At 66.6% G+C, this 24,718-nt stretch carries 27 protein-coding genes; 20 read left to right on the top strand and 7 right to left on the bottom strand.

All coding sequences use genetic code 11. From position 1 onward, the window contains the following. Window positions 1-10: 10 nt before the first annotated feature. From BM337_RS18240 to BM337_RS18175, 14 genes are all read left to right on the top strand, one after another. On the top strand, window positions 11-589 hold the full coding sequence (locus BM337_RS18240) for an acyltransferase (protein ID WP_089818627.1): 579 nt from the start codon (window positions 11-13) through the stop codon (window positions 587-589). Continuing rightward, a complete protein-coding gene (locus BM337_RS18235; RefSeq protein WP_089818626.1) occupies window positions 586-1,359 on the top strand; it encodes a hypothetical protein in 774 nt (257 codons plus the stop codon). Before BM337_RS18240 ends, BM337_RS18235 begins: the two co-directional genes overlap by 4 nt. Next, entirely contained in the window at window positions 1,356-2,402 is a 1,047-nt protein-coding gene (locus BM337_RS18230) for a DUF354 domain-containing protein (protein WP_089818625.1), read from the top strand. The genes BM337_RS18235 and BM337_RS18230 overlap by 4 nt, the downstream gene beginning before the upstream one ends. Next, the gene (locus tag BM337_RS18225) at window positions 2,395-3,321 is read left to right on the top strand and encodes a polysaccharide deacetylase family protein (protein ID WP_089818624.1); all 927 of its coding nucleotides are present in this window, start codon (window positions 2,395-2,397) and stop codon (window positions 3,319-3,321) included. The genes BM337_RS18230 and BM337_RS18225 overlap by 8 nt, the downstream gene beginning before the upstream one ends. A gap of 122 nt (window positions 3,322-3,443) precedes the next feature. Continuing rightward, a complete protein-coding gene (locus BM337_RS18220) occupies window positions 3,444-4,448 on the top strand; it encodes a GNAT family N-acetyltransferase (protein ID WP_089818623.1) in 1,005 nt (334 codons plus the stop codon). Between the two features lie 4 nt (window positions 4,449-4,452). Beyond that, entirely contained in the window at window positions 4,453-5,478 is a 1,026-nt protein-coding gene (locus tag BM337_RS18215) for a glycosyltransferase family 4 protein (RefSeq protein ID WP_089818622.1), read from the top strand. A 136-nt stretch (window positions 5,479-5,614) separates the two neighbouring features. Further along, window positions 5,615-7,504 carry a hypothetical protein gene (locus BM337_RS18210; RefSeq protein ID WP_089818621.1) on the top strand — a complete coding sequence of 630 codons (1,890 nt, stop codon included), beginning with the start codon at window positions 5,615-5,617 and terminating at the stop codon, window positions 7,502-7,504. Between the two features lie 16 nt (window positions 7,505-7,520). Beyond that, window positions 7,521-8,990: a flippase gene (locus tag BM337_RS18205; RefSeq protein ID WP_089818620.1), complete on the top strand. Its 1,470-nt coding sequence runs from the start codon at window positions 7,521-7,523 to the stop codon at window positions 8,988-8,990. A 124-nt stretch (window positions 8,991-9,114) separates the two neighbouring features. Next, a complete protein-coding gene (locus tag BM337_RS18200) occupies window positions 9,115-10,047 on the top strand; it encodes a polysaccharide deacetylase family protein (RefSeq protein ID WP_089818619.1) in 933 nt (310 codons plus the stop codon). A gap of 103 nt (window positions 10,048-10,150) precedes the next feature. Beyond that, window positions 10,151-11,296 carry a GNAT family N-acetyltransferase gene (locus tag BM337_RS18195; RefSeq protein WP_089818618.1) on the top strand — a complete coding sequence of 382 codons (1,146 nt, stop codon included), beginning with the start codon at window positions 10,151-10,153 and terminating at the stop codon, window positions 11,294-11,296. Window positions 11,297-11,598: 302 nt separating this feature from the next. After that, the gene (locus tag BM337_RS18190; protein ID WP_089818616.1) at window positions 11,599-12,012 is read left to right on the top strand and encodes a PadR family transcriptional regulator; all 414 of its coding nucleotides are present in this window, start codon (window positions 11,599-11,601) and stop codon (window positions 12,010-12,012) included. A gap of 99 nt (window positions 12,013-12,111) precedes the next feature. Beyond that, entirely contained in the window at window positions 12,112-12,369 is a 258-nt protein-coding gene (locus BM337_RS18185) for an AbrB/MazE/SpoVT family DNA-binding domain-containing protein (RefSeq protein ID WP_089818614.1), read from the top strand. A gap of 5 nt (window positions 12,370-12,374) precedes the next feature. Further along, on the top strand, window positions 12,375-12,830 hold the full coding sequence (locus BM337_RS18180) for a PIN domain-containing protein (protein WP_089818612.1): 456 nt from the start codon (window positions 12,375-12,377) through the stop codon (window positions 12,828-12,830). Between the two features lie 153 nt (window positions 12,831-12,983). After that, the gene (locus BM337_RS18175) at window positions 12,984-13,793 is read left to right on the top strand and encodes a methionyl-tRNA formyltransferase (RefSeq protein ID WP_089818610.1); all 810 of its coding nucleotides are present in this window, start codon (window positions 12,984-12,986) and stop codon (window positions 13,791-13,793) included. A gap of 313 nt (window positions 13,794-14,106) precedes the next feature. Here BM337_RS18175 and BM337_RS18170 read toward each other — a convergent pair whose 3' ends face one another. The 5 genes from BM337_RS18170 to BM337_RS18150 all read right to left on the bottom strand — a co-directional run bounded on the left by BM337_RS18170 (window position 14,107) and on the right by BM337_RS18150 (window position 17,773). After that, window positions 14,107-14,505, bottom strand: a complete 399-nt coding sequence (locus tag BM337_RS18170) for a PIN domain-containing protein (protein ID WP_089818608.1) — start codon at window positions 14,503-14,505, stop codon at window positions 14,107-14,109. Then, window positions 14,502-14,753: an antitoxin VapB family protein gene (locus BM337_RS18165; RefSeq protein WP_089818583.1), complete on the bottom strand. Its 252-nt coding sequence runs from the start codon at window positions 14,751-14,753 to the stop codon at window positions 14,502-14,504. Before BM337_RS18165 ends, BM337_RS18170 begins: the two co-directional genes overlap by 4 nt. A gap of 157 nt (window positions 14,754-14,910) precedes the next feature. Continuing rightward, on the bottom strand, window positions 14,911-15,960 hold the full coding sequence (locus BM337_RS18160; protein WP_089818581.1) for a Gfo/Idh/MocA family protein: 1,050 nt from the start codon (window positions 15,958-15,960) through the stop codon (window positions 14,911-14,913). Next, window positions 15,957-17,063 (bottom strand): DegT/DnrJ/EryC1/StrS family aminotransferase, encoded by a 1,107-nt coding sequence (locus tag BM337_RS18155; RefSeq protein WP_089818579.1) that lies wholly within the window; start codon window positions 17,061-17,063, stop codon window positions 15,957-15,959. The genes BM337_RS18160 and BM337_RS18155 overlap by 4 nt, the downstream gene beginning before the upstream one ends. A 215-nt stretch (window positions 17,064-17,278) precedes the next feature. Then, window positions 17,279-17,773 (bottom strand): DUF7342 family protein, encoded by a 495-nt coding sequence (locus BM337_RS18150; RefSeq protein WP_089818576.1) that lies wholly within the window; start codon window positions 17,771-17,773, stop codon window positions 17,279-17,281. 185 nt (window positions 17,774-17,958) lie between these two features. On the opposite strand from BM337_RS18150, the gene BM337_RS18145 reads away from it, so the two are divergent. From BM337_RS18145 to BM337_RS21300, 3 genes are all read left to right on the top strand, one after another. Beyond that, window positions 17,959-18,873 (top strand): NAD-dependent epimerase/dehydratase family protein, encoded by a 915-nt coding sequence (locus tag BM337_RS18145; RefSeq protein ID WP_089818575.1) that lies wholly within the window; start codon window positions 17,959-17,961, stop codon window positions 18,871-18,873. Between the two features lie 332 nt (window positions 18,874-19,205). Beyond that, entirely contained in the window at window positions 19,206-19,490 is a 285-nt protein-coding gene (locus tag BM337_RS18140; protein WP_143117756.1) for a HalOD1 output domain-containing protein, read from the top strand. Window positions 19,491-19,586: 96 nt separating this feature from the next. Beyond that, a complete protein-coding gene (locus BM337_RS21300; RefSeq protein WP_177227678.1) occupies window positions 19,587-19,742 on the top strand; it encodes a hypothetical protein in 156 nt (51 codons plus the stop codon). A 52-nt stretch (window positions 19,743-19,794) separates the two neighbouring features. Here the strand turns inward: BM337_RS21300 and BM337_RS18135 are convergent, their stop codons facing one another. After that, window positions 19,795-20,073, bottom strand: coding sequence for a winged helix-turn-helix domain-containing protein (locus tag BM337_RS18135; RefSeq protein ID WP_089818571.1), 279 nt, complete (start codon window positions 20,071-20,073; stop codon window positions 19,795-19,797). A gap of 181 nt (window positions 20,074-20,254) precedes the next feature. After that, window positions 20,255-20,785 carry a DUF7344 domain-containing protein gene (locus BM337_RS18130; protein WP_143117755.1) on the bottom strand — a complete coding sequence of 177 codons (531 nt, stop codon included), beginning with the start codon at window positions 20,783-20,785 and terminating at the stop codon, window positions 20,255-20,257. Window positions 20,786-21,290: 505 nt separating this feature from the next. On the opposite strand from BM337_RS18130, the gene BM337_RS18125 reads away from it, so the two are divergent. From BM337_RS18125 to BM337_RS18115, 3 genes are read left to right on the top strand one after another with little or no spacing between them, the layout of a single operon-like run. Then, entirely contained in the window at window positions 21,291-22,334 is a 1,044-nt protein-coding gene (locus BM337_RS18125; RefSeq protein ID WP_089818727.1) for a DegT/DnrJ/EryC1/StrS family aminotransferase, read from the top strand. Continuing rightward, entirely contained in the window at window positions 22,327-23,328 is a 1,002-nt protein-coding gene (locus tag BM337_RS18120; RefSeq protein ID WP_089818567.1) for a Gfo/Idh/MocA family protein, read from the top strand. The genes BM337_RS18125 and BM337_RS18120 overlap by 8 nt, the downstream gene beginning before the upstream one ends. Then, complete coding sequence (locus BM337_RS18115) at window positions 23,309-24,679, top strand: nucleotide sugar dehydrogenase (RefSeq protein WP_218155592.1); 1,371 nt, start codon at window positions 23,309-23,311, stop codon at window positions 24,677-24,679. Before BM337_RS18120 ends, BM337_RS18115 begins: the two co-directional genes overlap by 20 nt. The last annotated feature ends 39 nt before the right edge of the window (window positions 24,680-24,718 follow it).

Raw genomic sequence — 24,718 nt, 5'->3', positions numbered from 1 at the left:
GGGGGAGACGATGACCGACCTACGCCTCGGCGACGGCTGCGTCGTCGACGACACGGTCGACGTCCCCAGTTCAGGCGACGGGGCGGCCCCGCGGATCGGCGACGGCGCCACCGTCCGGTCGGGGACGATCATCTACCCCGACGTGGTCGTCGGCGACGGCCTGCAGACGGGCCACCACGTCGTCGTGCGCGAGCAGACGGTCGTCGGCGACGACGTCGTCCTGGGGACGAAGACCGTGCTCGACGGGCGCTGCGAGATCGGCGACGGCGCCAGCCTCCAGACGGGCGTCTACGTCCCACCCTACAGCGACGTCGGCGACCGGGCGTTCCTCGGGCCGAACGCGGTCCTGACGAACGACCCCTACCCGCTCAGGCAGGACTGCGACCTCGTCGGCCCGACGCTCGGCGAGGACGTCAGCGTGGGGGCGAACGCGACCATCCTGCCAGGCGTGACCGTCGGCGACCGGTCGTTCGTCGCCGCCGGCTCGGTCGTCACGGAAGACGTCCCGCCGGAGACGCTCGCCATCGGCGTCCCGGCGGAGCACCGCCCGCTGCCACCGGCGCTCGACGCCACGAACCTGCAGGAATGACGCGGGACTTCACCTATCGAACCTACGCGCGCATGCTCGACGCGGCCGTCGACGCCGGCTACGAGTTCCTGACGGTCCGGGAGTACCTCGAGCGGGAGACGCTGCCACCGCGGTTTCTACTCTTGCGCCACGACGTCGACCGGAAGCCTGCCAACGCGCTCGATTTCTCCCGCATCGAGGCCGAGCGCGACGTCGCGGCCACCTACTACTTCCGGACCGTCGACCGGACGCTCGACCCCCGCGTCATCGGGCGCGTCGAGACGCTCGGTCACGAAATTGGGTACCACTACGAGGACCTCGACCGGGCCAACGGCGACCCCGCCGAGGCGCACCGCTCGTTCGCGACCAACCTCGCCCAGTTGCGCGAGTACGCCACCGTCGACACCGCCTGTATGCACGGCAACCCGCTGACGACCTTCGACAACCGCGAGATGTGGGGCGAGGACCCAGACTTCGACCGCTACGACCTGCTCGGGGAGGCGTACCTCTCGGTCGACTTCGCGGACGTCACCTACTTCTCCGACGCGGGGCGGACCTGGCGTGACTGCCCCCTGAAGGGCGACGACCACGTCGTCGGCCAGCGGTTCAAGACTGTCCAGGCCGACCGGACTGCCGACCTGGTCGACCTCTTTCGCAAGCGGCGGGTCAGTCGCGCCTGCCTGCACGCACACCCCAACCGCTGGGCGGACAGCTACTCCGAGTTCGTCGCGGAGCGGACCAGAGACGCCGCCGTCAACGCCGCCAAGCGAGGATTGCAGCTACTACCATGAAGGTTCACTTCGACGTCGGTCACCCGGCGCACGTCCACCTGTTCAAACACGCCATCGACGAGGTCGAGCAGCGCGGCCACGACACGCTCGTCACATCCCGGGAGAAGGAAGTGACGACGCAGCTCCTGGACGCCTACGAGATCGACCACGTCCCCATCTCGAAGAAGGGGACGACGACGCTCGACCTGGCCAAGGAGTGGCTCGTTCGCGAGTTGAAACTCGCCTGGCACGTCCGGCGCTTCGACGCCGACGTCATCGCGAGCCACTTCAACCCGGGCGCGGCCCACGCGGCGGCCGTCACCGGCACGCCGAGCGTCATCTTCAACGACGACGAGGTGGCCGTCGAGACGCTCGGGTCGGTCACGCACCCCTTCACCAGCGTCGTCGTCACGCCTGCCTGCTTCCGGAACGAGCTGAACGGGGACCACCGGACCTACGAGGGGTTCCACGAACTGGCCTACCTCCACCCGGACCGGTTCGAGCCCGACCCGGACTGTCTGACAGAACGCGGCGTCGCCGTCGACGAACCGTACTACGTCCTCCGATTCGTCGCCTGGGGCGCCCACCACGACGTCGGCGAGTCCGGCTTCTCGCGGTCGGCCAAGCGCGAACTCGTCGAGTACCTCGACGAACGGGGCCAGGTGTACATCACCAGCGAGGACCCGCTCCCCGCGGCGTTCGAGGACTACCGGCTCCCGGTCGACCCCGCCGCGATCCACGACCTGCTGTACTACGCCAACGGCTACGTCGGCGACTCCCAGACGATGGCGATGGAGGCCGGCATCCTCGGCACGCCTGCCATCCGGTCGAACTCCTTCGCCGACAGCGACGACGTCTCGAACGTCACCGCCCTGGAGGAGGAGTACGGCCTGTTGCACTCCTTCGGCGACGAGCGGGCGGCCGTCGAGACGACGAAGGAACTCGTCGAGGACCCCGACACGCAGGCCCGCTGGGAGGAGCGGCGTCGGGACCTGATCGACGAGAGCGTCGACGTCACCGACACCATCGTCGACGTCGTCCTGGAGGCTGGTCGCGATGAGTGAGAGCGAGTGGGTCCCGGGGGACCACGAGTTCGCCCTCTGTCTCACCCACGACGTCGACCGGCCGTACAAGACCTACCAGTCGCTGTACTACGCGCTCAAGGAGCGGGACCCCTCCCACCTCCGGGGCCTGCTGCCCGGCTCGAACCCCTACTGGACCTTCCAGGAGATGCTCGACCTCGAGTCCGAACTGGGGGTCACGTCGGCGTTCTACTTCCTCAACGAGCAGGACCTGTTCGCCGACCGCCCGCCCCGGGACTGGCTCTCCGGGACGGCCTGGCAGCTCTACGCCGGCCGGTACGACATCGAAGACCCGGAGATCATCTCGCTCATCCGCGAGATCGACGACCGCGGCTGGGAGGTCGGTCTCCACGGCTCCTACGAGTCCTACGCGGACCGCGAGATGCTCGCCACCGAGAAGCGCCACCTCGAGGACGTCCTCGGCCACGAGGTGACCGGCGGCCGCCAGCACTACCTCAACATCGAACGGCCGGAGACGTGGACCTACCAGCGCGCCGCCGGCCTCCAGTACGACGCGACCCCGGGGTCGCCGAGCGACTACGGCTTCCACGACGGCTACGACCCCTACCGGCCCTTCGACGACGAGTTCGTCGTCTTCCCCCTGACGCTGATGGAGTGTGCCCTGCCCGACCCGGGGACGAACGTCGAGAAGGCCTGGCAGATCTGCGAGCGGTTGCTGACCGAAGCCCGCGCCAACGACGCCGTCATGTCCGTCCTCTGGCACCCGCGCTTCTTCAGCGACGACTACCAGAGCTACGACGTGATCTACCGGCGCATCGTCGAGAGAGCCCTGGAGATGGACGCCTGGGTCGGCGCGCCGGGGACGCTGTACGAGACCCTCGACCACCAGTCGATGCCGCAGGCCGTCGCCGAAGAGCGCGCCAGCCAGTCGGCCGACTGACGTAGTGCCATTTTCCACTGTTACTGGGTCGTAACCGGTGGCTCATCGGGCCCTGCAATCGAACAGTCCCCGTAGGGCGCCGATAACAAAGGCCGCACCGCGAGGGGTCTGCTGTACGCCGAATGCAAATCGAACAACTCGACCTGTCGGAGTGGCGCGAGGCGCTCCCGGACAGCGGGATCGAGGTCTTCCATCGCCCGGAAGCGCTGGCGACCCTCGACGACCACACCGCCGGGGACCTGGAGCTGTACGGGGGGTTCAAGGGAGACGAACCGATCGGGCTGTTGCCGGTGTTCAAATCCTCGAAGTTTGTGGGAACGACGGTGACGTCGCCGCCGCCGTCGATGAACGTGCCGCGCCTGGGCCCCGTCGTGATGCCGACCAGCCCGAAGCAACGCAAACGAGAGAGCGTCAACCGGGATTTCACCGAGGAAGTACTCGCGGAGGTGGACATCGACGGGTCGCTCTCGCTGTTCCGGACGATCTGTCACAGCGACTACGCCGACCCACGGCCCTACCGATGGGCCGAGTACGACCTCTCGACGCAGTTCACCTACGTCCTCGATCTCGCAGAGAGGGACGCCGACGACGTGCTCGCCTCGTTCAGTAGCGGGCTCCGGCGCGACATCCGCGACGCCGAGGACCTGCCCGTCACCGTCGAGATCGAGGGGATCCACGGCGCCCGCGACGTCTACGAGCAGACGAAAGCGCGCTACGAAGAACAGGGTCGCGGGTTTCCGCTATCCTGGGAGTACGTCCGCGACCTGGTCGAGCGTCTCGACGAGCATGCCCGCGTCTACGTCGTCCGGGGTCCCGAGGGCGAGTTCCTCAGCGGGATCACGGTGCTGTACTCGACAGACGACGCCTACTTCTGGCAGGGCGGAACCCGCGCGGACTACGACGGCACGAGCGTCAACAGCCTGCTCCACTGGCGGATCATCACCGACATCCTCGAAGACCCCGCCCTCGACCACGTCACCGGCTACGACCTGATGGGGGCGAACACGAAACGCCTGTGCAAGTACAAGTCCAAGTTCGCCGCCGACCTGGTCCCCTACTACGTCGTCGAGTCGGACTCCATCGGGATGGACGTCGCGAAGGCGACGTACCAGACGCTGAAACGGTGATCCGATGCGCGTCCTGAACCTCGTCACGAACGCCGACTCCCAGTTCTACAAGACCCAGGTCTCGATGCTCGAAGACCGTGGCGTCGACAGCACGACGCTCGCCGTCCCCGGCGACCACCAGTACGGCGTCGCAGACGAGGACACCGAGGGCTCGGCCTCCCGGTCGCTCGTCGACTACGTGAAGTTCTACCCCCCGGTACTCAGGCGCTCCTTCGCGGACTACGACCTCGTCCACGCCAACTACGGGCTGACCGCGCCGGCGGCCATCGCCCAGCCGAACCTCCCGGTCGTCCTCTCGCTGTGGGGCTCGGACCTGATGGGCACCTACGGTCCCGTCTCGGAGTTCTGCGCGAACCACTGCGATGCCGTCATCGTGATGTCCGAGGAGATGGCCGCGGAACTCGACCGCGAGTGCCACGTCATCCCCCACGGCGTCGACCTCGACCGGTTCGAGCCGATGCCGCGGACGGCCGCGCGCGACGAGATGGGCTGGGACCCGGACGCCCACCACGTACTCTTTCCCTACCCGAAGGGACGCGAGGTCAAGAACTACCCGCGCGCCGAGCGCGTCGTCGAGCGAGTTCGCGAGCGCGTCGACCGGCCGGTCGAACTCCAGATCGCCAGCGGCATCCCCCACGAGCTGATGCCGACCCTCTTCAACGCCGCCGACGTCCTGTTGCTGACCTCCGAACGCGAGGGGTCGCCCAACACGGTCAAGGAGGCGATGGCCTGCAACCTCCCCGTCGTCGCCACCGACGTCGGCGACGTCCGGTCCCGTCTCGAGGGAGTCGCGAACTCCCACGTCGCCGCCAGCGAGGACCGCCTGGTCGGCGCCGTCGAGGCCGTCCTCAGGCGTGGCGAGCGCTCCGACGGCCGGGACGCGATCCGTCCCCTCAGCACCGAGCGCATGGCCGAGCGGATCCACGGCGTGTACGAGGAGGTGCTCGGCCAGGAGGTCCCGGGGCCCGGACGCAACGACGGCGGGGGGAACGACGGCGAATCCCGTTCGGAGCGAATCGTCGAAAACTGACCGCCCGCGCGGGGACCAGGAGCCGCACAGGGACCAGGGGCCGCGCAAGGACCAGGGGAAGTGAAGCCGCTCGGTGGACACGTCGCGGGACTGCGGGGGAAACGGACTCATACGATTTTGCAACGACAGCATAACAATGGACGTGCTGGGGATATCGCCGGCAACGAACCAGATGACGAGCACTAGCCTCCCGCGGTCGAGACGGCGACGGTTCACCGGCGTCCTCGCGGTCGGATTCCTCGCACTGACGGCGGCGATCCTGGCGGCGCGCTCGACGCCCATCGACGGCTACGAGCTGTCCATCTACGAGGCGACGCCGCCGACGTTCTGGGCCGGCGTCGTCCTCGCCGCTCTCGCGGCGGCCATCGTCGCGCTTAGCGCCCCACCGAAGAGCGTCCCGCGCCGCCTCGGCCTCCTCCTGGGGCCGATGGCGATAGTATCGGTGGTCGCGCTCCCGGTCCTGCGCGGCTACTACTTCTTCGGGGCCGGGGACGCGCTGAGCTACCTCGGCTGGGCGCGCCTCATCGCCGACGAACAGCTCAATCCCGTCGAGTTACTCTATCCGGGCATCGAGAGCACCGCGATCTTCGTCGCCCAGACGACCGGCATCACGCTCCGCCGGTCGCTGCTGCTGATCCCGCCCCTGCTGTTCGCCGCGTTCGTCGTCTCGGTGACGCTCGTGGTCGGTCGGATCTCGACGAGCCGAAACGGCGTCGTCGCCGGCTGTTTCGCCGCGCTCCTGGTCCTCCCGATCAACAACGTCCACACCTACATCGTCGCGTACCCGACGACGGCGGCCATCTTCTTCTCGCCGCTGGTGCTGTACGCGCTGTTCCGGTACGTGACGGACGAGGGGTCGGTGGCCCGCCTCGGCGACCGCACGCTCCTGACGCCGTTCGGCGTGTTGCTCGGAATCGCCGGCGTCGCCGCGATCCTCTATCATCCACAGGTCGGCGCCAACGTCATCGCGATCCTGTTCACCGTCCTCGGTCTCCAGGTACTCGCCCGGGCGTCGCGGCGGTGGGTCGGGTCCACCGCGATCAGCGCCCACCGGGCGATCGTCGCACCGGCGGCCGTCGTCGGCGGCTTCTTCCTGCTGTGGACGCCACGGTTCGACCGCGCCCAGGACACCGTCGGGACGCTCGTCACCCTGCTGGTGTCCGGCGCCGACCCCGGCGGGACCATCGAGGCCAAGGGGACGTCGCTGGCGACCCTCGGCGGCGGCATCGAGGAGCTGTTCCTCAAGATGTTCCTCGTCAGCGGCGTCCTCTCGCTGGTCGCCGGCCTGGTGATGCTCGCGACGCTGACCCGGCGCCTCGACGACGCGCCGGACCGCAACGCGCTGTTGACCTATCTCACCGTCGCCTTCGCGCCCATCTTCGTGCTGTTCCTGGCGTTCATGGTCGCGAGCCTCTCCGTCCAGCAGTTCCGCTACCTGGGCTTTATCATGGTGTTCGTCACCATCTTCGTCGCCGTGGCCGTCGCCGACGGAATCCCGTTCGGGCTGCCGATACGGTCGCCGACGACGCGGACGACGCTGGCGGTGGGCGTGTTCGCCCTCCTGCTGGTCCCCCAGCTGGCGATGGTGTTCTCCTCGCCGTACATCTACCAGCCCTCAAGCCAGGTGACCGAGCGGACGATGGAGGGGTACGAGACCTCGTTCGAACAGCGCGACCCCGAGGTGTGGCACACGGGCGTCCGCGGCGGCCCGCGCCGCTACGTCGACGCGTACCACGGGACGACCGGGTCGAACACGGCCGCGGACGGGACGACCTTCGAGGGCAAAGACGAGATGATACCGTTCGGTGTGTGGGGGAACAACATGACGGAGTTCTACTCCCGGTGTCGCTACGTCGCCCTCGAGCAGTCCGACTACCAGCGGGAGGTCGGCCTCTACGACGGCTTCCGCTACAGCGAGGCAGGCTTCGAACGGATGGAGACCGACCCACGCATCCACCGGGTCCAGTCGAACGGTGACTTCCGACTGTACGTCGTCGCGCCCGAAGGATCCACGTGCATGAGATGATTCGCGGGGGGCAAGCGTGAGCCTCGCCGAGCGCGTCGCCCGCGGCGTCAAGGCGTCGCTGATCGCCCGGGTCGTCTACATCGCGACCAACTCCGCGCTGTTGATCGTCCTCACGCGGTACCTGCTCGAACCCGGCGAGTACGGCCAGCTCTACTTCGCGCTGTCGGTGCTTGGGATCGCGCTCCTGTTCTCGGCGCTGGGCATCCCCAAGGCGACCGCCCGCTACGTCACCGAGTACGTCGAGAAAGACCAGCGCCAGATACCGTACCTGATCGAGCGCTCGCTGCTGGTCCTGCTCGTTCTGAGCGGGCTCGTCGCGCTCGCCCTCGCCGGCGGCCGCGGCCTCATCGCGGAGCTGCTCGGTGAGCCCGGCCTCGAACCGTTCCTCCTGATCGGCGCCGTCCACGTCGCCGCGAAGTCCCTCCAGACGTACGTGAAGACGCTGTTCCAGGGGTTCAACCGCGTCACCTACAGCGCCGTCGTCAGCGCCACCAACGGTGTGGCCAGGCTCGTCCTCGCGACCGTCTTCGTCCTCGCGGGGTACGGCGCGCTCGGGGCGCTGGCCGGCTACGTCGCCGCGTACGTCCTGTCCAGTCTCCTCGGCCTGGGGATTCTCTACGCGAAGTTCTACCGGCGCTACGAGCGCGCGGCCGAACCGGAAGCGGGACTCCTGCGTCGCCTGCTGGAGTACAGTATCCCGACGGCGGCGACGCGGGCCGGCGTCGTCCTCGACAGCCGGGTTGACAGCCTCCTGCTGGGCGTCCTCGCCGGCCCCGTCGCGGTCGGGTTCTACACGGTCGCCCGCCAGATCGCCGACGTCTGCATCGTCCCGGCCCAGTCGCTCGGCTACACCATCACGCCCGCGCTGGGCGAGCAGAAGGCCGCCGACCAGTCCTCGCGCGGCGCGCGCCTCTACGAGCGCTCCCTGGAGAACGTACTGCTGCTGTACATCCCGGCGGGCGTCGGGCTCGTCCTCGTCGCCGAGCCGGCGATCCGGTACGTGTTCACCGAGGACTACCTCGGGGCCGTCCCCGTCGTCCAGCTGTTCTCGCTGTTCATCCTCGTCCGGGCCGTCCACAAGATCACCGGCAGCGGGCTGGACTACCTCGGCCTGGCCCGTATCCGCGCTATCGCGCGGACGACGACGGCGCTCGGCAACGTCGGCCTGAACGTGCTGTTGATCCCCGAGTACGGCGCCGTCGGCGCCGGGCTGGCCACCGTGACGACGTATACGCTGTACACAGCTGTAAACGTCTACTACATCCACCGCGAGTTCGCGCTCCGCCTCGGGTTCCTGGCCAGACGGATCGCCCACATCCTCGCCGTCACGTCGGTGATGGCCGGCGGCGTCGTGCTCGCGCTCCCCTACGTCACCGGCCTGGCGACACTGGCCGGCGCGATACTGCTCGGTGGGGTCGTCTGGGCCGTCCTCGTCGTGCTGAGCGGCCTGCTCGACCCCGCCGAGATCCGGACGTTCCTGGGCTAGCGACGGCAGCCACGCCGGCCGCGCAGGCGGCGTCGCACGGGCCCGGGAGTACCGACCGACTACGCGCTGGTGTCCCGGCCGCTGTGAGCGTTTTACTAAGTGGTTTCCAGGAATTGACGACCACATGCACGGCGACGGAACCGATCGGCGGGGATCGGTCGTCATCTCCATCGACGCCGAACTCGGCTGGGGCTTCCACGACCTCGAGTCACCGCCCCGGGAGCGCATCGAGCGCAGTCGCGAGGGGTGGCTGGTGCTGGCCAATCTCCTCGGCGAGTACGAGATTCCAGCGACGTGGGCCATCGTTGGCCACCTGTTGCTCGACGACTGCGACGGGACTCACGCGGACCATCCCGCTGGCGAGGAGTGGTTCACCTGGGACGGCGAGGGACGGCGCGACCTGCGGTTCGCCGACGGCCTCGTCGACCGCGTCGCCGACTCGCCCGTCGACCACGAGATCGCCTGCCACACGTTCAGCCACGTCCTGTTCGGCGACGGCGACACCTCGCGAGAGGTCGCCGTGGCCGAACTGGAACAGTCCCGCCAGGCCTTCGCCGACGCCGGCCTCGACTTCGCCTCGTTCGTCTTCCCACGCAACCAGGTCGGCCACCGCGACGTGCTCGCCGAGTTCGGCGTCGAAGCATACCGCGGCGGGCGCGCCCCCGACGGATCCACGCTCCGGACGGCCGCCGAGTCGCTGCTGGGGACGTACGACCCACACCTCCCGGAGCCGACGGTCGACGAGTACGGCCTCGTGTTCGTTCCGCCCTCGCAGTACCTCTTCGGCTTCGAGGGAATCTACCACGAGATCGCCGAGGCGACCGTCGGCGACCCCGTCGTCGCCCAGGCCCGTCTCGGCATCGACGCCGCGGCCGAATCCGGCGGGCTCTATCACATGTGGCTGCACCCGAACAACCTGACCAGTCCGCTCCAGCGGCGCCGCATCGAGCGAATCCTCGCTTCCCTCGACGCCAACCGGCACCGGGTCCGGATCGAGACGATGGCCGACGTTGCCAGCCGAGTACGGTCGAACGATCCGGCCGCCGTCCCCGAGTAACGGTGGAGGAATCGACCGCCGTCCTCGAACAACGACTGGAAACACGATTATAACAATAGCCGCTGCCGGCGTCGGTGCTGGCACCCGCGGCTCTCAGTTTCCCATGTCCCAGCGTCCCTCCACTCGACAGGCGGCCGGCGCCACCGACCAGTACGAGATCCGCCCCTTCGAACCCGGCGACCGGGCGGAGTATCTCACTCTCTTCGACCGCGTCCTCAGCGGCGGCGACGACGAGTGGTTCGCGTGGAAGTACGCGGATAACCCCTTCGCCGACCACGTCCCGATCGTCGTCGCAACTGACGGCGACAGCGTCGTCGGCGCCAAATCCGCCGTCCCCCAGCGAGTCCGAGTCGGCGACCGGGCCGTCGACGCCCTCCAGCCCGCCGACACCATGGTCGACCCCGCCCACCGCCGACAGGGGCTGTTCTCCCGGATGACGGAGGTCATGAAGGAGCGCTACGCCGACCGGTCCCAGCAGCTGTTCTTCAACTTCCCGAACGAGATGACGCTCGCCGGCGGCAAGAAACACGGCTGGGTCGAGGTGGGCCGGGTCCCCACCTACTACCGGATCCAGCGCACTCGCGGAATAGTCGGTGGGGAACTCCCGGCCCCGCTCGACCGGGGCCTCGACCTGCTCGACCCGGTCTTCGACGCCTACCTGACGGCCCGGGGGAAACTGGCCCCCTCGTCACCGCCGGGCGTCACCGTCGAGGAGAACGAGGACGTCCCCGCCGACGTCCTCGCCGACCTCTACGAGCGAGCGGTTCCCGACGAACTCCACGTCGAGCGGTCGGCGGCGTTCTACGACTGGCGGTTCGAGAACCCGAAGTGGACCTACCAGACCTACCTCGCCGGCCTGGCGGGTTCGTCGGGAAGGCTCTCCGAACCCGACGTCGGCGTCGTCGTCGGCACGAGTACCATCGACGGCCAGGACGTCGCGAACGTCGTCGACGTCGCCCCGCTGGCCGGCGGCGCCCGGCTCCGGGCGCTCAGAGCCGCCCTCGAACGGGTCTGCGAGCGCCACGCCGACGCGGACGTGATCGCCGTCAGCGGCCACGCGATTCCTGCCGACCTGCTGTCCTCCCTGGGCTTCCTCGCCGACACCGACGTGCCCCTGTCGCTGGTTTCCTCGCCGAGCGCGCTGGCGAGTCACCCACTGACCGAGAACGGCTCCTGGTCCATCGACGGCCGCAACATCCGCCGGATGGACGACTGGCTGGTGACCTTCGCCGATCAGGACACGCGGTGAGGGCACTGCGCTGGGAGGGCGTTCTCAGTTCTCGTCGGTACAGACCCACTCGTGGCCAAGCGACGGGAACTCCTGGTCAGGAATTCTTTCCGTGGAAAGAGAATCTTTCCAGTAGCAGTCTTCGACGAGTCGTCAGGGGATTTCGCCGGCCGTTTCGACCAAGTCGTCCTCCGTTCGCCAGCGTCACAGTCGACTAGCGTCACCCAGTTCACCCCCATTCGAAGAGAGACCGCTGGACCGATCTCTAATCGGTAGTTTGCCCTGGGGTAAACTACTCGATGGATGACCCCGTAGCACGTCACATGAGCACCGACCCGGGGACCGGCGACGGGTCCGACCCGCGCGAGCTGCTGCACTTCGTGACCCAGCAGACCCGCTTCGCGCTGGTCGCGAACGTCCTCCAGCATCCCGAGGGACTGGCGTCGATGTACGAACTCGAACAGCTGAACCCCAGCCTCAGCGACGCCACCGTGTACAAACACGTCCAGAAGCTCGTCGACGCCGGCGTGCTGGAGGCCGTCGAACTCCCCGACGACGAGCGCCGGCAGGGCTACCCCTGGAAGTTCTACCGGCTGACCGACGAGGGTCGGCGGTTCCTCGACGACCACAACCTGCTTCAGGCCGAGGAGACCCTCCAGCGAATGTACGAGACCATCGCGGACAAGCCCGAGAAGATAGTCAAGTACGAGAACGCGCCGCGGCCTGAGGTGACGTGAACAGAGGGCGTGACCCGTAATCGGATCAATTCACTTCGATCATACGGATCACCATATTTTTTGGTGACTGGTTCGTACTGATTTTCAGAGGGTGATACAATGGCTTCGTCTGACGGCGGTGACAACGGCGACACGTACGGTACGGCCGAGATCAACGATCGTGGACGGCTGACGATTCCCAAAGCGCTCCGCGAAGAGTTGCATCTCGATGCGGGAACCGAGTTCGAGGTCGTCCGTGAAGGCGGGGACATCCGACTGGTCCGGCGCCTGCCGGAACTCGAAACGCTCACGCGGGACGAAGAGTGGGGAGACGAGGCGTTTCGGGATGCGGGGGACGCCACCTTCGGGGGGCGGTGACACCGATGGGTGGGGATCGAATTCTTCCAGACCTCAACGCCATTTCGATCCAGCTCGTCGACGACCACCCGGGGCACGCTGCCGTCGCGAACGAACTCGTCCCGGCTCTCAGCGGTCAGGACACACTGCTCATGTTCGGTTATCTCCCATTGCGAATCCAGTGGGTACTCGAGGACCTGGGATTCGATAGCGTCGGTGCCAGGAACGCGGTCTCGTCGCTGCTGCAGTATCCAATGGAGTTCGTCGATGTCGACGACGAGACGATCCGCGACGCGTACGCGATCAGCGCCGAGAAGAACCACGACGTCTACGATAGTTTCTACGTCGCCCTCGCACGCGCCGCCGATGCAGACAGGCTCGTCACTACGGACCGTGATTTCGAAGCCCTCTGTGCCGACGAGCCCTTCGAGTACGTCAATCCGGTACCCGAGGATGTGCTATCGAAATTCGAGAACGTCTGATAGCGCACCGATCGAACCTGGTCTACAACAGCCTCGAATCGCCTCCTGCCGAGAAAAGTCATTCAGTAGCCGGTCGGTTACTGCGTTACGACCGATGCCGCGGCACCGCAGGCCGGATATAACAAACTCTCCGTAGGTGCGAGCCACTACCAGATGACGTCGATAGCGTTCATGGGCAGTCACCCGCTCGGCGAGCAGTGTCTCGAAATCGCGACGGAACATCCCGACACCGACGTCGAACTGGTCGTCACCTACGGCCCCGACGAGGACAACTGGTGGGAGGGGTCGCTGTACGACCTGGCGACCGACATGGGCCACGACGTCGTGACCATCGACGAGGAGTCCCAGGTACTGGAGACCGACGTCGACTATCTCCTCTCGGTGTACTACCCCAACATCCTCGGCGCGGAGATGCTGAACCACCCCAACGACGCCGCGATCAACCTCCACCAGGCCGAGTTGCCCCGTTACCGCGGGTCGAACGTGATCAGCCACGCGATCATGAACGCCCGCGACGACGACCACTGGCAGTACGGGACGACGATGCACTTCATGGCCGAGGAGGTCGACGCCGGCGACGTCATCGCCCGGAACTTCGTGGAGATCGGCGAGGACGACACGGCCCGAGAGCTCTACGAGCGCATCGAGGGCGCCTCGGTCGACCTGTTCGACGAGATGCTCCCCGCGATGGTCTCCGGCGAGATCCTGGAGATGGGCACGCCCCAGGAGGAGTACCCCGGCGAGCGCTACTTCTACACCAAGGCCAGCCTCGACGGCGAGAAGGCCATCGACCCCGAGACGCTGACCGACCCCGAGAAGGAGGACGAGGTGTACGACAAGGTCCGGGCGCTCGACTTCCCGCCGTTCGAGCCCGCCTGGGTCGAACTCGACGACGGCCGGAAGCTGTATCTCACGGCGTCGGACTACGAGTACGTGCTCGACGAGATAGCGGCAGACGAGTGAGATACGGAGAGGACGTCACTTCGGAAGCGTCATCAGCTCGCTTCCTCATCGGCTGGAGTGACTTCGTCTGATCGTTGCACGATGGCTTGGCCGCAGTATCGAATAAAAAGGAGCCACCCGTTCTGATATAAACTATATATACATCTGCCTCAGATATCGGAGTGTTCCTCAGAATATGAAGTCTGGCGAAGGAGACAACAGTTCATCTCGATCTCTTCCTCACGATTAGATGGGTTGCGAATGCGTACTCCCCGAAATCGTAGTCAAGAATAGATAACGCTGTAACGTTCGTTTATATATTCCCATCCCGACATCAGCGATACTCGACGACGTCGACGACTTTCTTCGTCTCGTCGTGGGTGAGATCGCCGTCATCAGAGACGACTGGCGCGTCCAGTTCGCGTCCGGTCGCTGCGATGAGAGCATCGGGACCATCGAGATAGGGGCCTCCGGGAGCGATCTCGTCGGCGATCTCCCCGGCAGTCACCGCTGTTCGCTCATCGGCCGTGTACTTCTCACCCCACGAGAGATCGGCCCGTGCTCCCGCAACATCACCGCCCGGTAGGTTTCCCTCGCCCACGAGCGCCTCCGCGTACGCGACAACTGGCATCACCCACCGTTCCTCCTCACCACCATTCGCCTCGTAGAATTCGCGAGTTGCCTCGAGGCCATCGAGATAGTCGATGAGAAACGTCGCGTCGAGGACCTTCATGTAGTGTCCTCGGCACGCTCCCGCATCCGTCGCTTCCGCTTCTCTTTCGACCGTCTTCGTCCCTCACGGACGCGCTCTGTCTCGTCGTCCGACCAGCGACCGAATCCGTCGTAGAAGTCGCCCGTCTCCACTCCCTCTTCGAGGACGCGTTCGAGGACGTCGTTGTAGCTTTCCCCCTCTCGCCGTCGGCGATCGAGTTCCCGCTTCACCCGGTCGCTGACCCGGATCTGGTCGTCAGCCGTTGCCATATTTGCGTCAACGTTAGCGTTGACACGACTTAGTCGTTGTGAGGCCTGTGGCAATTAATATCGATCGCAGACCGCTCACAGGACCTGAACGTGCTCGCGAGCAGCAGACAGTTTGAGCGGCAGCCGAATCCCGAAGAAACGAAGAAAACCGACGGCGCTAGTCGTCGCTGCTTTCGGAGTTGACGGCGGAGTTGACGGCGGTCGGCTGCCGTTCGGAGCGACCGACGTCGGTCGGGTGGACGACGCGACCCTCGTCGGCCGATTCCTCGGCGCGTTCGAGCAGTTCGACGGTCTGGGCGCCGACGCGGCCGCTGGCGGGCGGGTCCTCGCCCTCCAGGCTCGCGTCGACGAACGCCTCTATCTCGGCTTTCAGCGGCTCGCGCTTCTCCGTGGTGTGGACGATGGAGCCGTCGTTACGGGAGGTGAGCTGGCCGTCGCGGTCCGAGTACACCTCCGCGTCGAAGATCTCCAGTTCCGTGTTCTCGAGGTAGTCCAGCCGCGCCGAGCGGTTGGAGCCGACGACGACCAGGTCGCGGGTCTTGCCGAAGGCGGGGACCTGCCACGAGGAGTTGATCACGCCGGTCGTGTTCCCGTAGTCCAGCGTCATCGTCGCCGTCTCGTCGATGCCCTCACGGACGAAGTCGTCCATCTTGCAGTGGATCGACTCCGGCAGGCCGTCGAGCAGGTAGTTGTACGTGTCGACGTCGTGGACCGCCAGCGAGTAGAGCACGCCCGTGGTGTCACGCGGGATGCGGAAGGTGTACCGTCGGGTGTGGAGGTACTTGATCCGGCCGAGCTCGCCGCGGTCGATGCGCCGTTTGAGTTCGCCCAGTGCGGGGTGGTAGCGGAAGATGTGACCGACGCCGAGCGAGCAGTCGTTGCGCTCGGCCGCGTCGACGATGGCCCAGGCGGCGTCGCTGTCCAGCGCGAGGGGCTTCTCGACCAGGAGGTCGGTGTCCCGCGAGAGGAGATCCGTCGCGATACCTTCGTGGGTAGTAGAAGGGGTCGCGACCGTCGCGGCGTCGACCTCCAGATCGCCGACGTCGGTGACGTAGTCGACACCGTAGGTCTCGGCCATCTCCGAGACGCGGTCCTCGTCGACGTCGCAGAGGACGATGTCGTCGATGCGGCCCTGGTCGCGCAGCTCCGCGGCGACCCTGACGTGGTTCTTCCCCCAGTAGCCCGTGCCGACGACGCCGTAGTTCATCGTTCACCGTAGAAGCGCTCGATCTCGTCACACACGCGGTCGACCTCCGCGTCGGTGATGCGCGGGTGCATCGGCAGCGAGAGGATGCGGTCGACGAGTCGCTCGGTTCGGGGCAGCGTCGGCACCGACGCCATCTCGGCGCGAATTGCCTCAGTCTGGTGGACCGGCGTCTCGTAGTGAATGCCCGTGTCGATGCCCTGCGATTCGAGGTGGTCCCGGAGCTCGTCGCGCTCGTCGCTCTGGATCACGAACAGGTGGTAGACGTGGTCGACGTCGTCCCGCTCGGTCGGCAGGCGGACCGCCGTCACCGATTCGAGGCGGTCGCGGTAGCGCTCGGCCGCCCGCTGGCGCCCGGCGTTCCAGTCGGCCAGATGGGAGAGCTGTTCGAGGCCAAACGCGGCGCTGACGTCGTCCATCCGGTGGTTCAGCCCCAGGCGGACGTGTTCGCCGTCGTCGTTGCGCCCGTGGTTGCGGTACTCGCGGGCGCGCCGGGCGATTTCGGCGTCGTCCGTCGTCAGGATACCGCCGTCGCCGCCGACGGTCATGTTCTTCGACGGGTAGAAGCTGAAACAGCCCACGTCGCCCAGGCTCCCCGTCGGCTGGCCCTCGTAGGTCGCGCCGTGGGCCTGACAGGAGTCCTCGACGACGGCGAGGTCGTGCCGGCGCGCCACGCGCCGGATCCCCTTCATGTCCGCCGGATGGCCGTAGAGGTGTACGGGGACGATGGCCTCGGCGTCCTCGCTGCGCTCGGCCGCCCGGCCGAGGTGGTCGACGTCGACGGTGTAGGTCAGCGGGTCGACGTCGACGAACACCGGTTCGGCGCCGAGTTCGAGTATCGGGCTCGCGCTCGCGAAGAAGGTGTGGGCCGGGACGATGACCTGGTCGCCCTCGCCGACGCCGACCGACTTCAGCGCCAGGTAGATGGCGTCCGTCCCGCTGTTGACCGCGACGGCGTGCTCGGCGTCGCACGCGTCCGCAAACGCCGCTTCGAACTGTTCGACGAGCGGCCCCTTGACGAATCGCCCCGAGCGGAGGGCCTCCTCGACGCGAGCGACCATCTCGTCGTCCACTTTGATATCTGTAAACGCAACCGATTCCGTCATCGACTATACCGGCCACTCGCGGACGGTTTGTTATAGAGAAAGTACCCCAGAGCCCCCGGTTTTAGGCGTCGCTGAACGCGATCGGAAGATGTTGCCGGTAACTGACGGCGATCTGGAACCGCGGGGAAGTAGGCGACAGGGAGTGCCTGTCGTCAGGAATCGAGTTCGTTTTCCAGCGAGTCCGTCTCAGATGACTTCCAGCCGCCGGTGCATCGTTATCGAACTGCTTCCAGACGTTCGATCTGTTCGCGAACCGTCTCCCAGTCATCGAGTGCACGCCACACGGCTTCGACGTCGACATGGTCGGCGTGTTCGAGCGCGTCGACACCGGACGGATCCTCCGCGTCGAACCGCTGTCGGAACGACGCGTCTTGGTCCAGTAGGTGGTGCAGTCGGTCCCGTATATTGGCCTGCGACGGCTGTGTGAGACGGTCTCGCTTTCGCCACTCGAAGTACGACTCGTTGCGAGCGAACGCGTCCGGACTTTCGCCCGTCTGTTCGAGGACACCGATATCGGCCAGTTTCCGGAGGTGCCTGCGCGCAGTATCGACGGCGCAGTCGACCTGCTCCGCTACCGTCGCAGCCCGCGCCGGCTCGTGAAGCTGGAGCGCCACGCGATAGACGCGTTCGTCGGCCGGCTGTGACGCCAGCTCCGCGGAAAGTTCGTCGGCGAGCGATGAGTCGGGGGGCGAAGTCGGCTCGTCTGTCACGGGAGTGTCTCGTAGCCGCACCACTATAGAATTTTGTCGCGCGGTATCTGGTCAGCCGTTCGGCTCGCGAATCGGTGCTGGGAATTCGACGACGAACGACGCTGTACGAAAGCGCCGACTTCCCCTCGGCGGAACATGTTGGTAGCGGTATTACTTTACGCGTTCCTCGAATCGTCGGGGACAACATGACCGACAGCGACCTGACCGGACAGACGGTGCTCGTGACCGGCGGCGCGGGGTTCGTCGGGAGCCACCTCGCCGAATCGCTGACAGACGCGGCCGAGGTGCGCGTCCTCGACGACCTCTCGAACGGCGACGCTGCGGACGTCCCCGCGCACGCGAGACTCATCGAGGGCGACGTCCGCGACCGGGCGACGGTGCGGGAGGCGATGGACGGCGCGGACGTCGTCTTCCACGAGGCGGCGATGGTCTCCGTCCCCGCCTCCGTCGAGGCCCCGATGGACTGCCACGGCGTGAACGGGACGGCGACGCTCCAGTTGCTCGACGTCGCCCGACAGACCGACAGCCGGGTCGTGCTGGCGTCGAGTGCAGCGATCTACGGCCACCCCGAGTCGGTCCCGGTCCCGGAGTCGGCCCCCAAACGCCCCGCCTCGCCCTACGGCGTCGAGAAGCTGACGAACGACGAGTACGCGCGCGTGTACGCGGAGCAGTACGAACTGGAGACCGTCGCGCTGCGCTATTTCAACATCTACGGGCCGCGCCAGACCGGTCAGTACAGCGGCGTCATCAGCGTCTTCCTCGACCAGGCCCGCGCCGGCGACCCGATCACCGTCGAGGGCGAGGGCGACCAGACGCGGGATTTCGTCCACGTCGACGACGTGGTAGCGGCGAATCGACTGGCGGCGACGACGGCAGAACCGGGCAGTGCGTACAACGTCGGCACCGGGTCGAGCGTCACGGTCCGCGAACTGGCGGAAATCGTCCGCGACGTGGTCGGCGCGGACGTCCCCATCGAACACGTCGACCCGCGGCCCAACGACATCCAGCGCAGTTGCGCCGACGTCTCGAAGGCCAGAGACGAACTCGGGTTCGAACCGACCGTCTCGCTCCGGGACGGACTCGCGACGACGATCGCGTAGTGGCTACCACCTGCTGATCGCGTTTTTTCCAGGCGCGCGCCACTCCGGGCTGAGACGAGGGCCCGAACCCGCCTGACCGTCGACATCGAATCGCCGGATCGGACCGGATCGGTCGTCCTCGGTCGCGAGCGGCCGTCCTCGGAGCTCCCTCCCAACTGGCCGAACCGACGAGTCGCCGATCCGTGAACGCGTTCCCTGATAAATGACCCGACCGTTCGGTCGGTAAGGAAGTCGCTACCGCCGGGAGCCGCCGGATCGAGTTCGCCGGACGCGGAGCGGACCGATTCGAACGACCAACAAACACATATAGGGAAACGAGTGATCGACAGGATATGACCTATCCCAGTACCGATGGTGGGGAAGGGGTGCCAGCACCTGCGAGCGAGAACCCTTCGAACCCACCCAGCACGCGCGTGGCGTATCGACTGGCCGAGGAAAGCGACACGGCGATCGAGGCGCTCCGACCGCTGGCCGAGTCTATCGACCCGGAGGCATTAGACGCGCTCTTCGACGGCCGAGCGGCGGAGAACGCCTACGTGACGTTCCGTCACGAGGGATTCACGATCACGGTCACTGGGAACGGGGACGTGCTCGTCGATCCCGTCGACGTCGAGTAATCGCTACTTGACTGCAGGTCCGATTGGCTACCGGTCTGCACCCACTCGCTAAGCAGGACATTACTTTCGGTCCGAGACCCCTGTGATCGCGTGTTCATGAACGGTCGATTGACGGAAAGCGAATGGCAGCGTATCGCGGAGTTCGCGGAGACACCGAAGCACCAGCGCTGTCCCGAGCAGTTGCTCCCGGAAGGTGGCGAGACGCTCTCGGAGAACAGAGACGGTGCCGAGGGCGCGCGACGGGACAGATAACGGGTAACGGTTACGCGATACCGACCGAGGGTTGCGTCGTTGCGACCGACGATCAAGTCATGTTCTCGGTCTCGATCGTCTCCCACACCTGATTGCCCCGGTCGGTGATGCCGTAGACGCGTCCCTTCTTCCTGTCTTCTGATACCAGGAGCTCGACGAGTTCGTGGTCCCGTAGTTCCTGGAGCGCACGTGAGACGTGCGCGACGCTCAGGCCGGTGTCGTCAGCGATCCGCGAGGGCGTCGCCGGTCCGTCGGACAGACGCCGAAGCGTTGCGATCCTGTACCGGGAGCTGATGACGTAGCTCACGTCGTCCCATTCGGTCGCGACCATGTCAGTATCCAGATCCTCCCCGACAGCAGCGCCGGACGCTGACTCGCCCGCTACGGTCGGCACGTGCTATCGGTCGGTTTCCGTCTCGGAGTTCGAGAGTGTCGTGTTTAGTCATTTCGTCGTTTCTGGTTTCCCGTTTACAGTAGGCGGACGTTTGTCGGTACGAGCGCGGAACCATCACTCACTCCGGCGGCATCTCGATGTGCTGGCGAGCGGTCGAGACGTAGTGGGCCACCGAGAGAACCAGAAAACTCGCCACCAGGAGGCCACCGACCGCCAGGAGCGGGATGGCCCCGAACAGGCCGACCTCGAGCCACGCGAGTACGAACACGAGCGCGCCCACGGCCGACAGTCCCAGGTACAGGTAGTGCCACGGAATCGACGAATCGCTATCGGTGAGATAGTCGTCGATGACCGAGGTCCGGTCCGTGAGGTGCACGGTGCCGCTGTCCTGGTCGTACTCCACGAGCCCGACGTCGGTGAGCTTCGGGATGTGGGTCTGATACAGTGAGACGTACACTCGCTTTCGATCCTGGTCTGTGAGTTCTGATTCGTCGGTGTCGTTCTCCCACGCAGCGATCGCCTTTGCCAGCTCGTTCAGTTCGACTGTATCGTCGATCTCACGCAGATAGTACAGGACGAACCGACGTCTCGGATTGCTCAAGACGTCGAACACGTCACTTTGTGAGATGTCTGGGTGTTTTGACGACATCAGGACCTACGAGTGGTTTTCACCGGGAGTACGCTGGTTGCGGGCAGTCAGTAGGCGAAGCGATGACCACACCGACGAAACAAGTGTCCACCCCTTTGTTACAACCAGCTTATCAACAATCAATCAGTAAAGGCGCCGCATTCGATCGGCCGCAGGAGGCCCCTGCGACGGGAATGGGGCGGCTGTTCAAGACAGGATTATTTCACCAGTTCTGGCGGTAAGACCGCCGTATCCCCCGAAGCGGCGCTTTACCACCGAAAACGCGCACATAACAAAACGTCATTTGATCGATAGCTGTGACTGTGACGGAACGCACTACAGTCGCAGTGATTGCCACTGTCGCCGATGGAAGACGGGCAGTTCGGCGGCGTAATCCCGGATTTACGGGCCGCCGCCCGGTTCCCGCCCGGACCGCTTCGCCGCGCGGAGGTGGACGGACGTGACCACCTCGCAGGACGTCCGACCGACGGTCGCTATCGCCGACCCGGACGTCGGTGAACGCGAGATGGCCAGCGTCCGCGACGTGCTCGCGTCGGGCCAGCTCAGCGCCGGCGAAACCGTCCAGTCGTTCGAGACGGAGTTCGCCAGCTACTGCGGCGTCGACCACGGCGTCGCGACGAGCAACGGAACGACGGCCCTCCACACCGCGCTGGAAGCCCTCGATCTCGGTGAGGGGGACACGGTCCTCACCACGCCCCTGTCGTTCGTCGCGACGGCGAACGCCGTCCGCCTCGTCGGGGCCGACCCGGTCTTCGCCGACGTCAACCCGTCGACGTACAACCTCGACCCGAGCGCGGTCGAGGCGAAGATTCGTACCCTGGACGGCGACGTCGACGCCATCCTGGCCGTCCACCTGTACGGGCTCCCCGCCCCGATGGACCGTCTCCGGGACGTCGCCGACCGCTACGACGTCCCGCTGATCGAGGACGCCGCCCAGGCCCACGGGGCCGAATTCGACGGCGACCGGGTCGGCTCGCTCGGCGACGTGGCCTGTTTCTCCTTTTACCCGACGAAGAACATGACCACGGGCGAGGGCGGGATGATAACCACCGACCGCGCGGACGTGGCCGAGCGCGCGGCCGCGTTCATCAACCACGGGCGCGACGACGACGGCCGCCACCAGCGCGTCGGTCACAACTTCCGTATGACCGACCTGGCAGCCGCCATCGGCCGCGTCCAGCTCCAGAAGCTCTCCGGGTACGTCCAGGCGCGCCGGGAGAACGCCGCCCGGTACACGGACGCGCTGCGCGACAGTCCGATCCGGGCGCCGGTCGAACCGAACGGGTATCGCCACTCGTACCACCAGTACACGATCCGGGCCGAGGACCGCGACGACCTCCAGGCGCACCTGAGCGAGTACGGCGTCGACTCGGCGGTGTACTACCCGACTGCCATCCACGAACAGCCCGCCTACGACGACGTCGACCACGGGGCGCCCAACGCCGAGCAGGCGACCGAAGACGTCCTCTCGATCCCCGTCCACCCGAACCTCACCGACCGCGACCGGACCGCCGTCGCGACTGCACTCGCCGAGTACTCACATGACTAACAGAGAGATACTGCGGGCCGGCGTCGTCGGCGTCGGCTCCATGGGAAGCCACCACGCACGGGTCTACAACGAATTGCCGAACGTCGAACTCGTCGGGGTCGCCGACGCGGACGCCTCGCGTGCGGAATCGACTGCGAACACCTACGGGACCGAGGCCGTCCCGACCGAGGATCTCCTCGACGCCGTGGACGTGACGTCCATCTCCGTCCCGACCGGCTACCACCACGACGTCGCCACGTCGGCCATGGAACGGGACGTGTCCGTCCTCGTCGAGAAGCCGTTCGTCACGGACGCCGAGAAGGGGCGGGACCTGATCCGCATGGCCCGGGATCGGGGCCTGACGCTCCAGGTCGGCCACATCGAGCGGTTCAACCCGGTCGTGGACGTCCTCGCCGACCTGCTGCCCGACCTGGACGTCATCGCCGTCGCCGCCCGACGGCTGGGCCCGCCAGTCGACCGCGACGGCAACGACGACATCGTGATGGACCTGATGATCCACGACATCGACCTGGTCCTCTCGCTGGTCGAGCGTGACCTGGAGGCCGTCGCCGCCATGAGCGCACGCGGCAAGGACCACGTCGCCGCCCAGTTGCAGTTCTCGGGCGACGTCGTCGGCTCGCTCACCGCGAGCCGCGTCACCCAGGAGAAGATCCGCGACCTGTCGATCACGGCCCGGGACTGCCTGGTCCACGTCGACTACATGGACCAGTCAGTCGAGATACACCGTCACTCGTCGCCGGAGTACGAGACCGAGGACGGCGACGTGCGCTTCCGCCACGAGAGCGTCGTCGAGCGCCCGTCGGTCGACAGCGGCGAACCGCTCAAGCGCGAACTCCGCTCGTTCGTCGATGCGGTGCGCGAGGGCGAGGAGCCGAAGGTGACCGGCGCCGACGGGCTCCGGGCGCTCTCGGTCGCCGGACAGATAAGCGACATCGCGACCTCCCGGGTCCACGGGGAAGCGGAGGTGAACCCGAGTGAAGTCACGACAGTCTGAGCGGGGCCTCTACGACGCCGACATCGACGAGGCACGCCAGCGAGTCGCACTCGTCAGCGGCGAGGTGCCGGTGGCAGTCTACGGCCTCGGCAAGATGGGACTACCGCTTGCCGGCGTCTACGCCGAGGTGACCGGCAACGTCGTCGGCGTCGACGTCGACGAGTCGGTGGCCCGGACGGTGAATTCCGGCGGCTGTCACGTCGAGGGCGAACCTGGCCTCGCCGAACTGGTCGAAGAGCGAGTGAACGAAGGCGCGCTGTCGGCGACCCACGAGCCGACGGCGGCCGCGGCCGAGGCGAGCGTCCACGTCGTCATCGTCCCGACGTTGCTCACCGACGACAACGAACCCGACCTCGCGACACTACGGGCCGCGGTCGAGTCGATCGGTGCAGGGCTGAGTGAGGGAGACGTCGTAGTCATCGAGTCGACGGTCCCGCCGGGCACGTGTCGCGACGTCGTCTTGCCCCTGCTGTGTGCGGAGAGCGGGCTGGACGAGGGCGCGTTCGGCCTCGCCTTCTGTCCCGAACGGACCTCCAGCGGCCGGGCGCTCGAAGACATCAGGGGGTCGTACCCGAAGGTCGTCGGCGGCGTCGACGACGAGAGTACGCGCGTCGCCGCGCTGATCTACGACCAGGTCACCGACAACGACGTCATCGAGGCGAGCGACGCGACGACGGCGGAGTGCGTGAAGGTGTTCGAGGGCGTCTACCGCGACGTCAACATCGCGCTGGCGAACGAACTCGGCCGGCTCACCGACGACCTGGCGGTCGACGTCACCGAGGCGATCGACGTCGCGAACACCCAGCCGTTCTGCGACATCCACACGCCCGGCCCGGGCGTCGGCGGCCACTGCATCCCGGTGTACCCGTACTTCCTGACCGAGCAGGTCGACTACGACCTCCCGCTGGTCCGGACCGCGCGAGCGGTCAACGACCGGATGTCGGAGTTCGTCGTCCGGAAAGTCGACCAGTTGCTCGCGGACCGGGGCCAGGCCCTGGATGATTCGACCGTCCTGTTGCTCGGCGCCACCTACCGCGCTGGCGTCGCCGAGACGCGCAAGGCACCGGCACGCGCAGTCGCACGGCACCTCGTCGAGCTCGGTGCCGACGTCACGCTGACCGACCCGATGCTCGAGGCCGACGACGTCGCCTCGTGGCCCGGGACCTTCGTGCCCACGACGGACGTCGAGACAGACGCCTTCGACGCCGTCGTGCTCCTGACGGCCCACGACGAGTTCGAGTCGCTGGATCCGGCGGCGTTCGGCGACGCGGCCATCCTCGACACGCGCCGCGCGCTGGCGTCTGGGACCCACGATCGGCCCCATTACGCCCTCGGACGCGGCACGAAGTAACGTATCGTTAGCCCCAGAGTCCATCGGGACCGTTCTCGC

Source organism: Halomicrobium zhouii, assembly GCF_900114435.1.
GTDB classification, from domain to species: Archaea; Halobacteriota; Halobacteria; order Halobacteriales; family Haloarculaceae; genus Halomicrobium; species Halomicrobium zhouii.
The sequence above is the reverse complement of the archived record's forward strand: the minus strand, read 5'-3'. Positions and strand labels throughout refer to the sequence as shown.

What these genes read in the sequence shown, in the direction of transcription:
- BM337_RS18240 (WP_089818627.1), top strand. Translation starts at nt 11, where the DNA reads ATGACCGACCTACGCCTCGGCGACGGCTGCGTCGTCGACGACACGGTC.
- BM337_RS18235 (WP_089818626.1), top strand. Translation starts at nt 586, where the DNA reads ATGACGCGGGACTTCACCTATCGAACCTACGCGCGCATGCTCGACGCG.
- BM337_RS18230 (WP_089818625.1), top strand. Translation starts at nt 1,356, where the DNA reads ATGAAGGTTCACTTCGACGTCGGTCACCCGGCGCACGTCCACCTGTTC.
- BM337_RS18225 (WP_089818624.1), top strand. Translation starts at nt 2,395, where the DNA reads ATGAGTGAGAGCGAGTGGGTCCCGGGGGACCACGAGTTCGCCCTCTGT.
- BM337_RS18220 (WP_089818623.1), top strand. Translation starts at nt 3,444, where the DNA reads ATGCAAATCGAACAACTCGACCTGTCGGAGTGGCGCGAGGCGCTCCCG.
- BM337_RS18215 (WP_089818622.1), top strand. Translation starts at nt 4,453, where the DNA reads ATGCGCGTCCTGAACCTCGTCACGAACGCCGACTCCCAGTTCTACAAG.
- BM337_RS18210 (WP_089818621.1), top strand. Translation starts at nt 5,615, where the DNA reads ATGGACGTGCTGGGGATATCGCCGGCAACGAACCAGATGACGAGCACT.
- BM337_RS18200 (WP_089818619.1), top strand. Translation starts at nt 9,115, where the DNA reads ATGCACGGCGACGGAACCGATCGGCGGGGATCGGTCGTCATCTCCATC.
- BM337_RS18195 (WP_089818618.1), top strand. Translation starts at nt 10,151, where the DNA reads ATGTCCCAGCGTCCCTCCACTCGACAGGCGGCCGGCGCCACCGACCAG.
- BM337_RS18190 (WP_089818616.1), top strand. Translation starts at nt 11,599, where the DNA reads ATGAGCACCGACCCGGGGACCGGCGACGGGTCCGACCCGCGCGAGCTG.
- BM337_RS18185 (WP_089818614.1), top strand. Translation starts at nt 12,112, where the DNA reads ATGGCTTCGTCTGACGGCGGTGACAACGGCGACACGTACGGTACGGCC.
- BM337_RS18180 (WP_089818612.1), top strand. Translation starts at nt 12,375, where the DNA reads ATGGGTGGGGATCGAATTCTTCCAGACCTCAACGCCATTTCGATCCAG.
- BM337_RS18175 (WP_089818610.1), top strand. Translation starts at nt 12,984, where the DNA reads ATGACGTCGATAGCGTTCATGGGCAGTCACCCGCTCGGCGAGCAGTGT.
- BM337_RS18170 (WP_089818608.1), bottom strand. Translation starts at nt 14,505, where the DNA reads ATGAAGGTCCTCGACGCGACGTTTCTCATCGACTATCTCGATGGCCTC.
- BM337_RS18165 (WP_089818583.1), bottom strand. Translation starts at nt 14,753, where the DNA reads ATGGCAACGGCTGACGACCAGATCCGGGTCAGCGACCGGGTGAAGCGG.
- BM337_RS18160 (WP_089818581.1), bottom strand. Translation starts at nt 15,960, where the DNA reads ATGAACTACGGCGTCGTCGGCACGGGCTACTGGGGGAAGAACCACGTC.
- BM337_RS18155 (WP_089818579.1), bottom strand. Translation starts at nt 17,063, where the DNA reads ATGACGGAATCGGTTGCGTTTACAGATATCAAAGTGGACGACGAGATG.
- BM337_RS18145 (WP_089818575.1), top strand. Translation starts at nt 17,959, where the DNA reads ATGACCGACAGCGACCTGACCGGACAGACGGTGCTCGTGACCGGCGGC.
- BM337_RS18140 (WP_143117756.1), top strand. Translation starts at nt 19,206, where the DNA reads ATGACCTATCCCAGTACCGATGGTGGGGAAGGGGTGCCAGCACCTGCG.
- BM337_RS21300 (WP_177227678.1), top strand. Translation starts at nt 19,587, where the DNA reads ATGAACGGTCGATTGACGGAAAGCGAATGGCAGCGTATCGCGGAGTTC.
- BM337_RS18135 (WP_089818571.1), bottom strand. Translation starts at nt 20,073, where the DNA reads ATGGTCGCGACCGAATGGGACGACGTGAGCTACGTCATCAGCTCCCGG.
- BM337_RS18130 (WP_143117755.1), bottom strand. Translation starts at nt 20,785, where the DNA reads ATGTCGTCAAAACACCCAGACATCTCACAAAGTGACGTGTTCGACGTC.
- BM337_RS18125 (WP_089818727.1), top strand. Translation starts at nt 21,291, where the DNA reads ATGGCCAGCGTCCGCGACGTGCTCGCGTCGGGCCAGCTCAGCGCCGGC.
- BM337_RS18120 (WP_089818567.1), top strand. Translation starts at nt 22,327, where the DNA reads ATGACTAACAGAGAGATACTGCGGGCCGGCGTCGTCGGCGTCGGCTCC.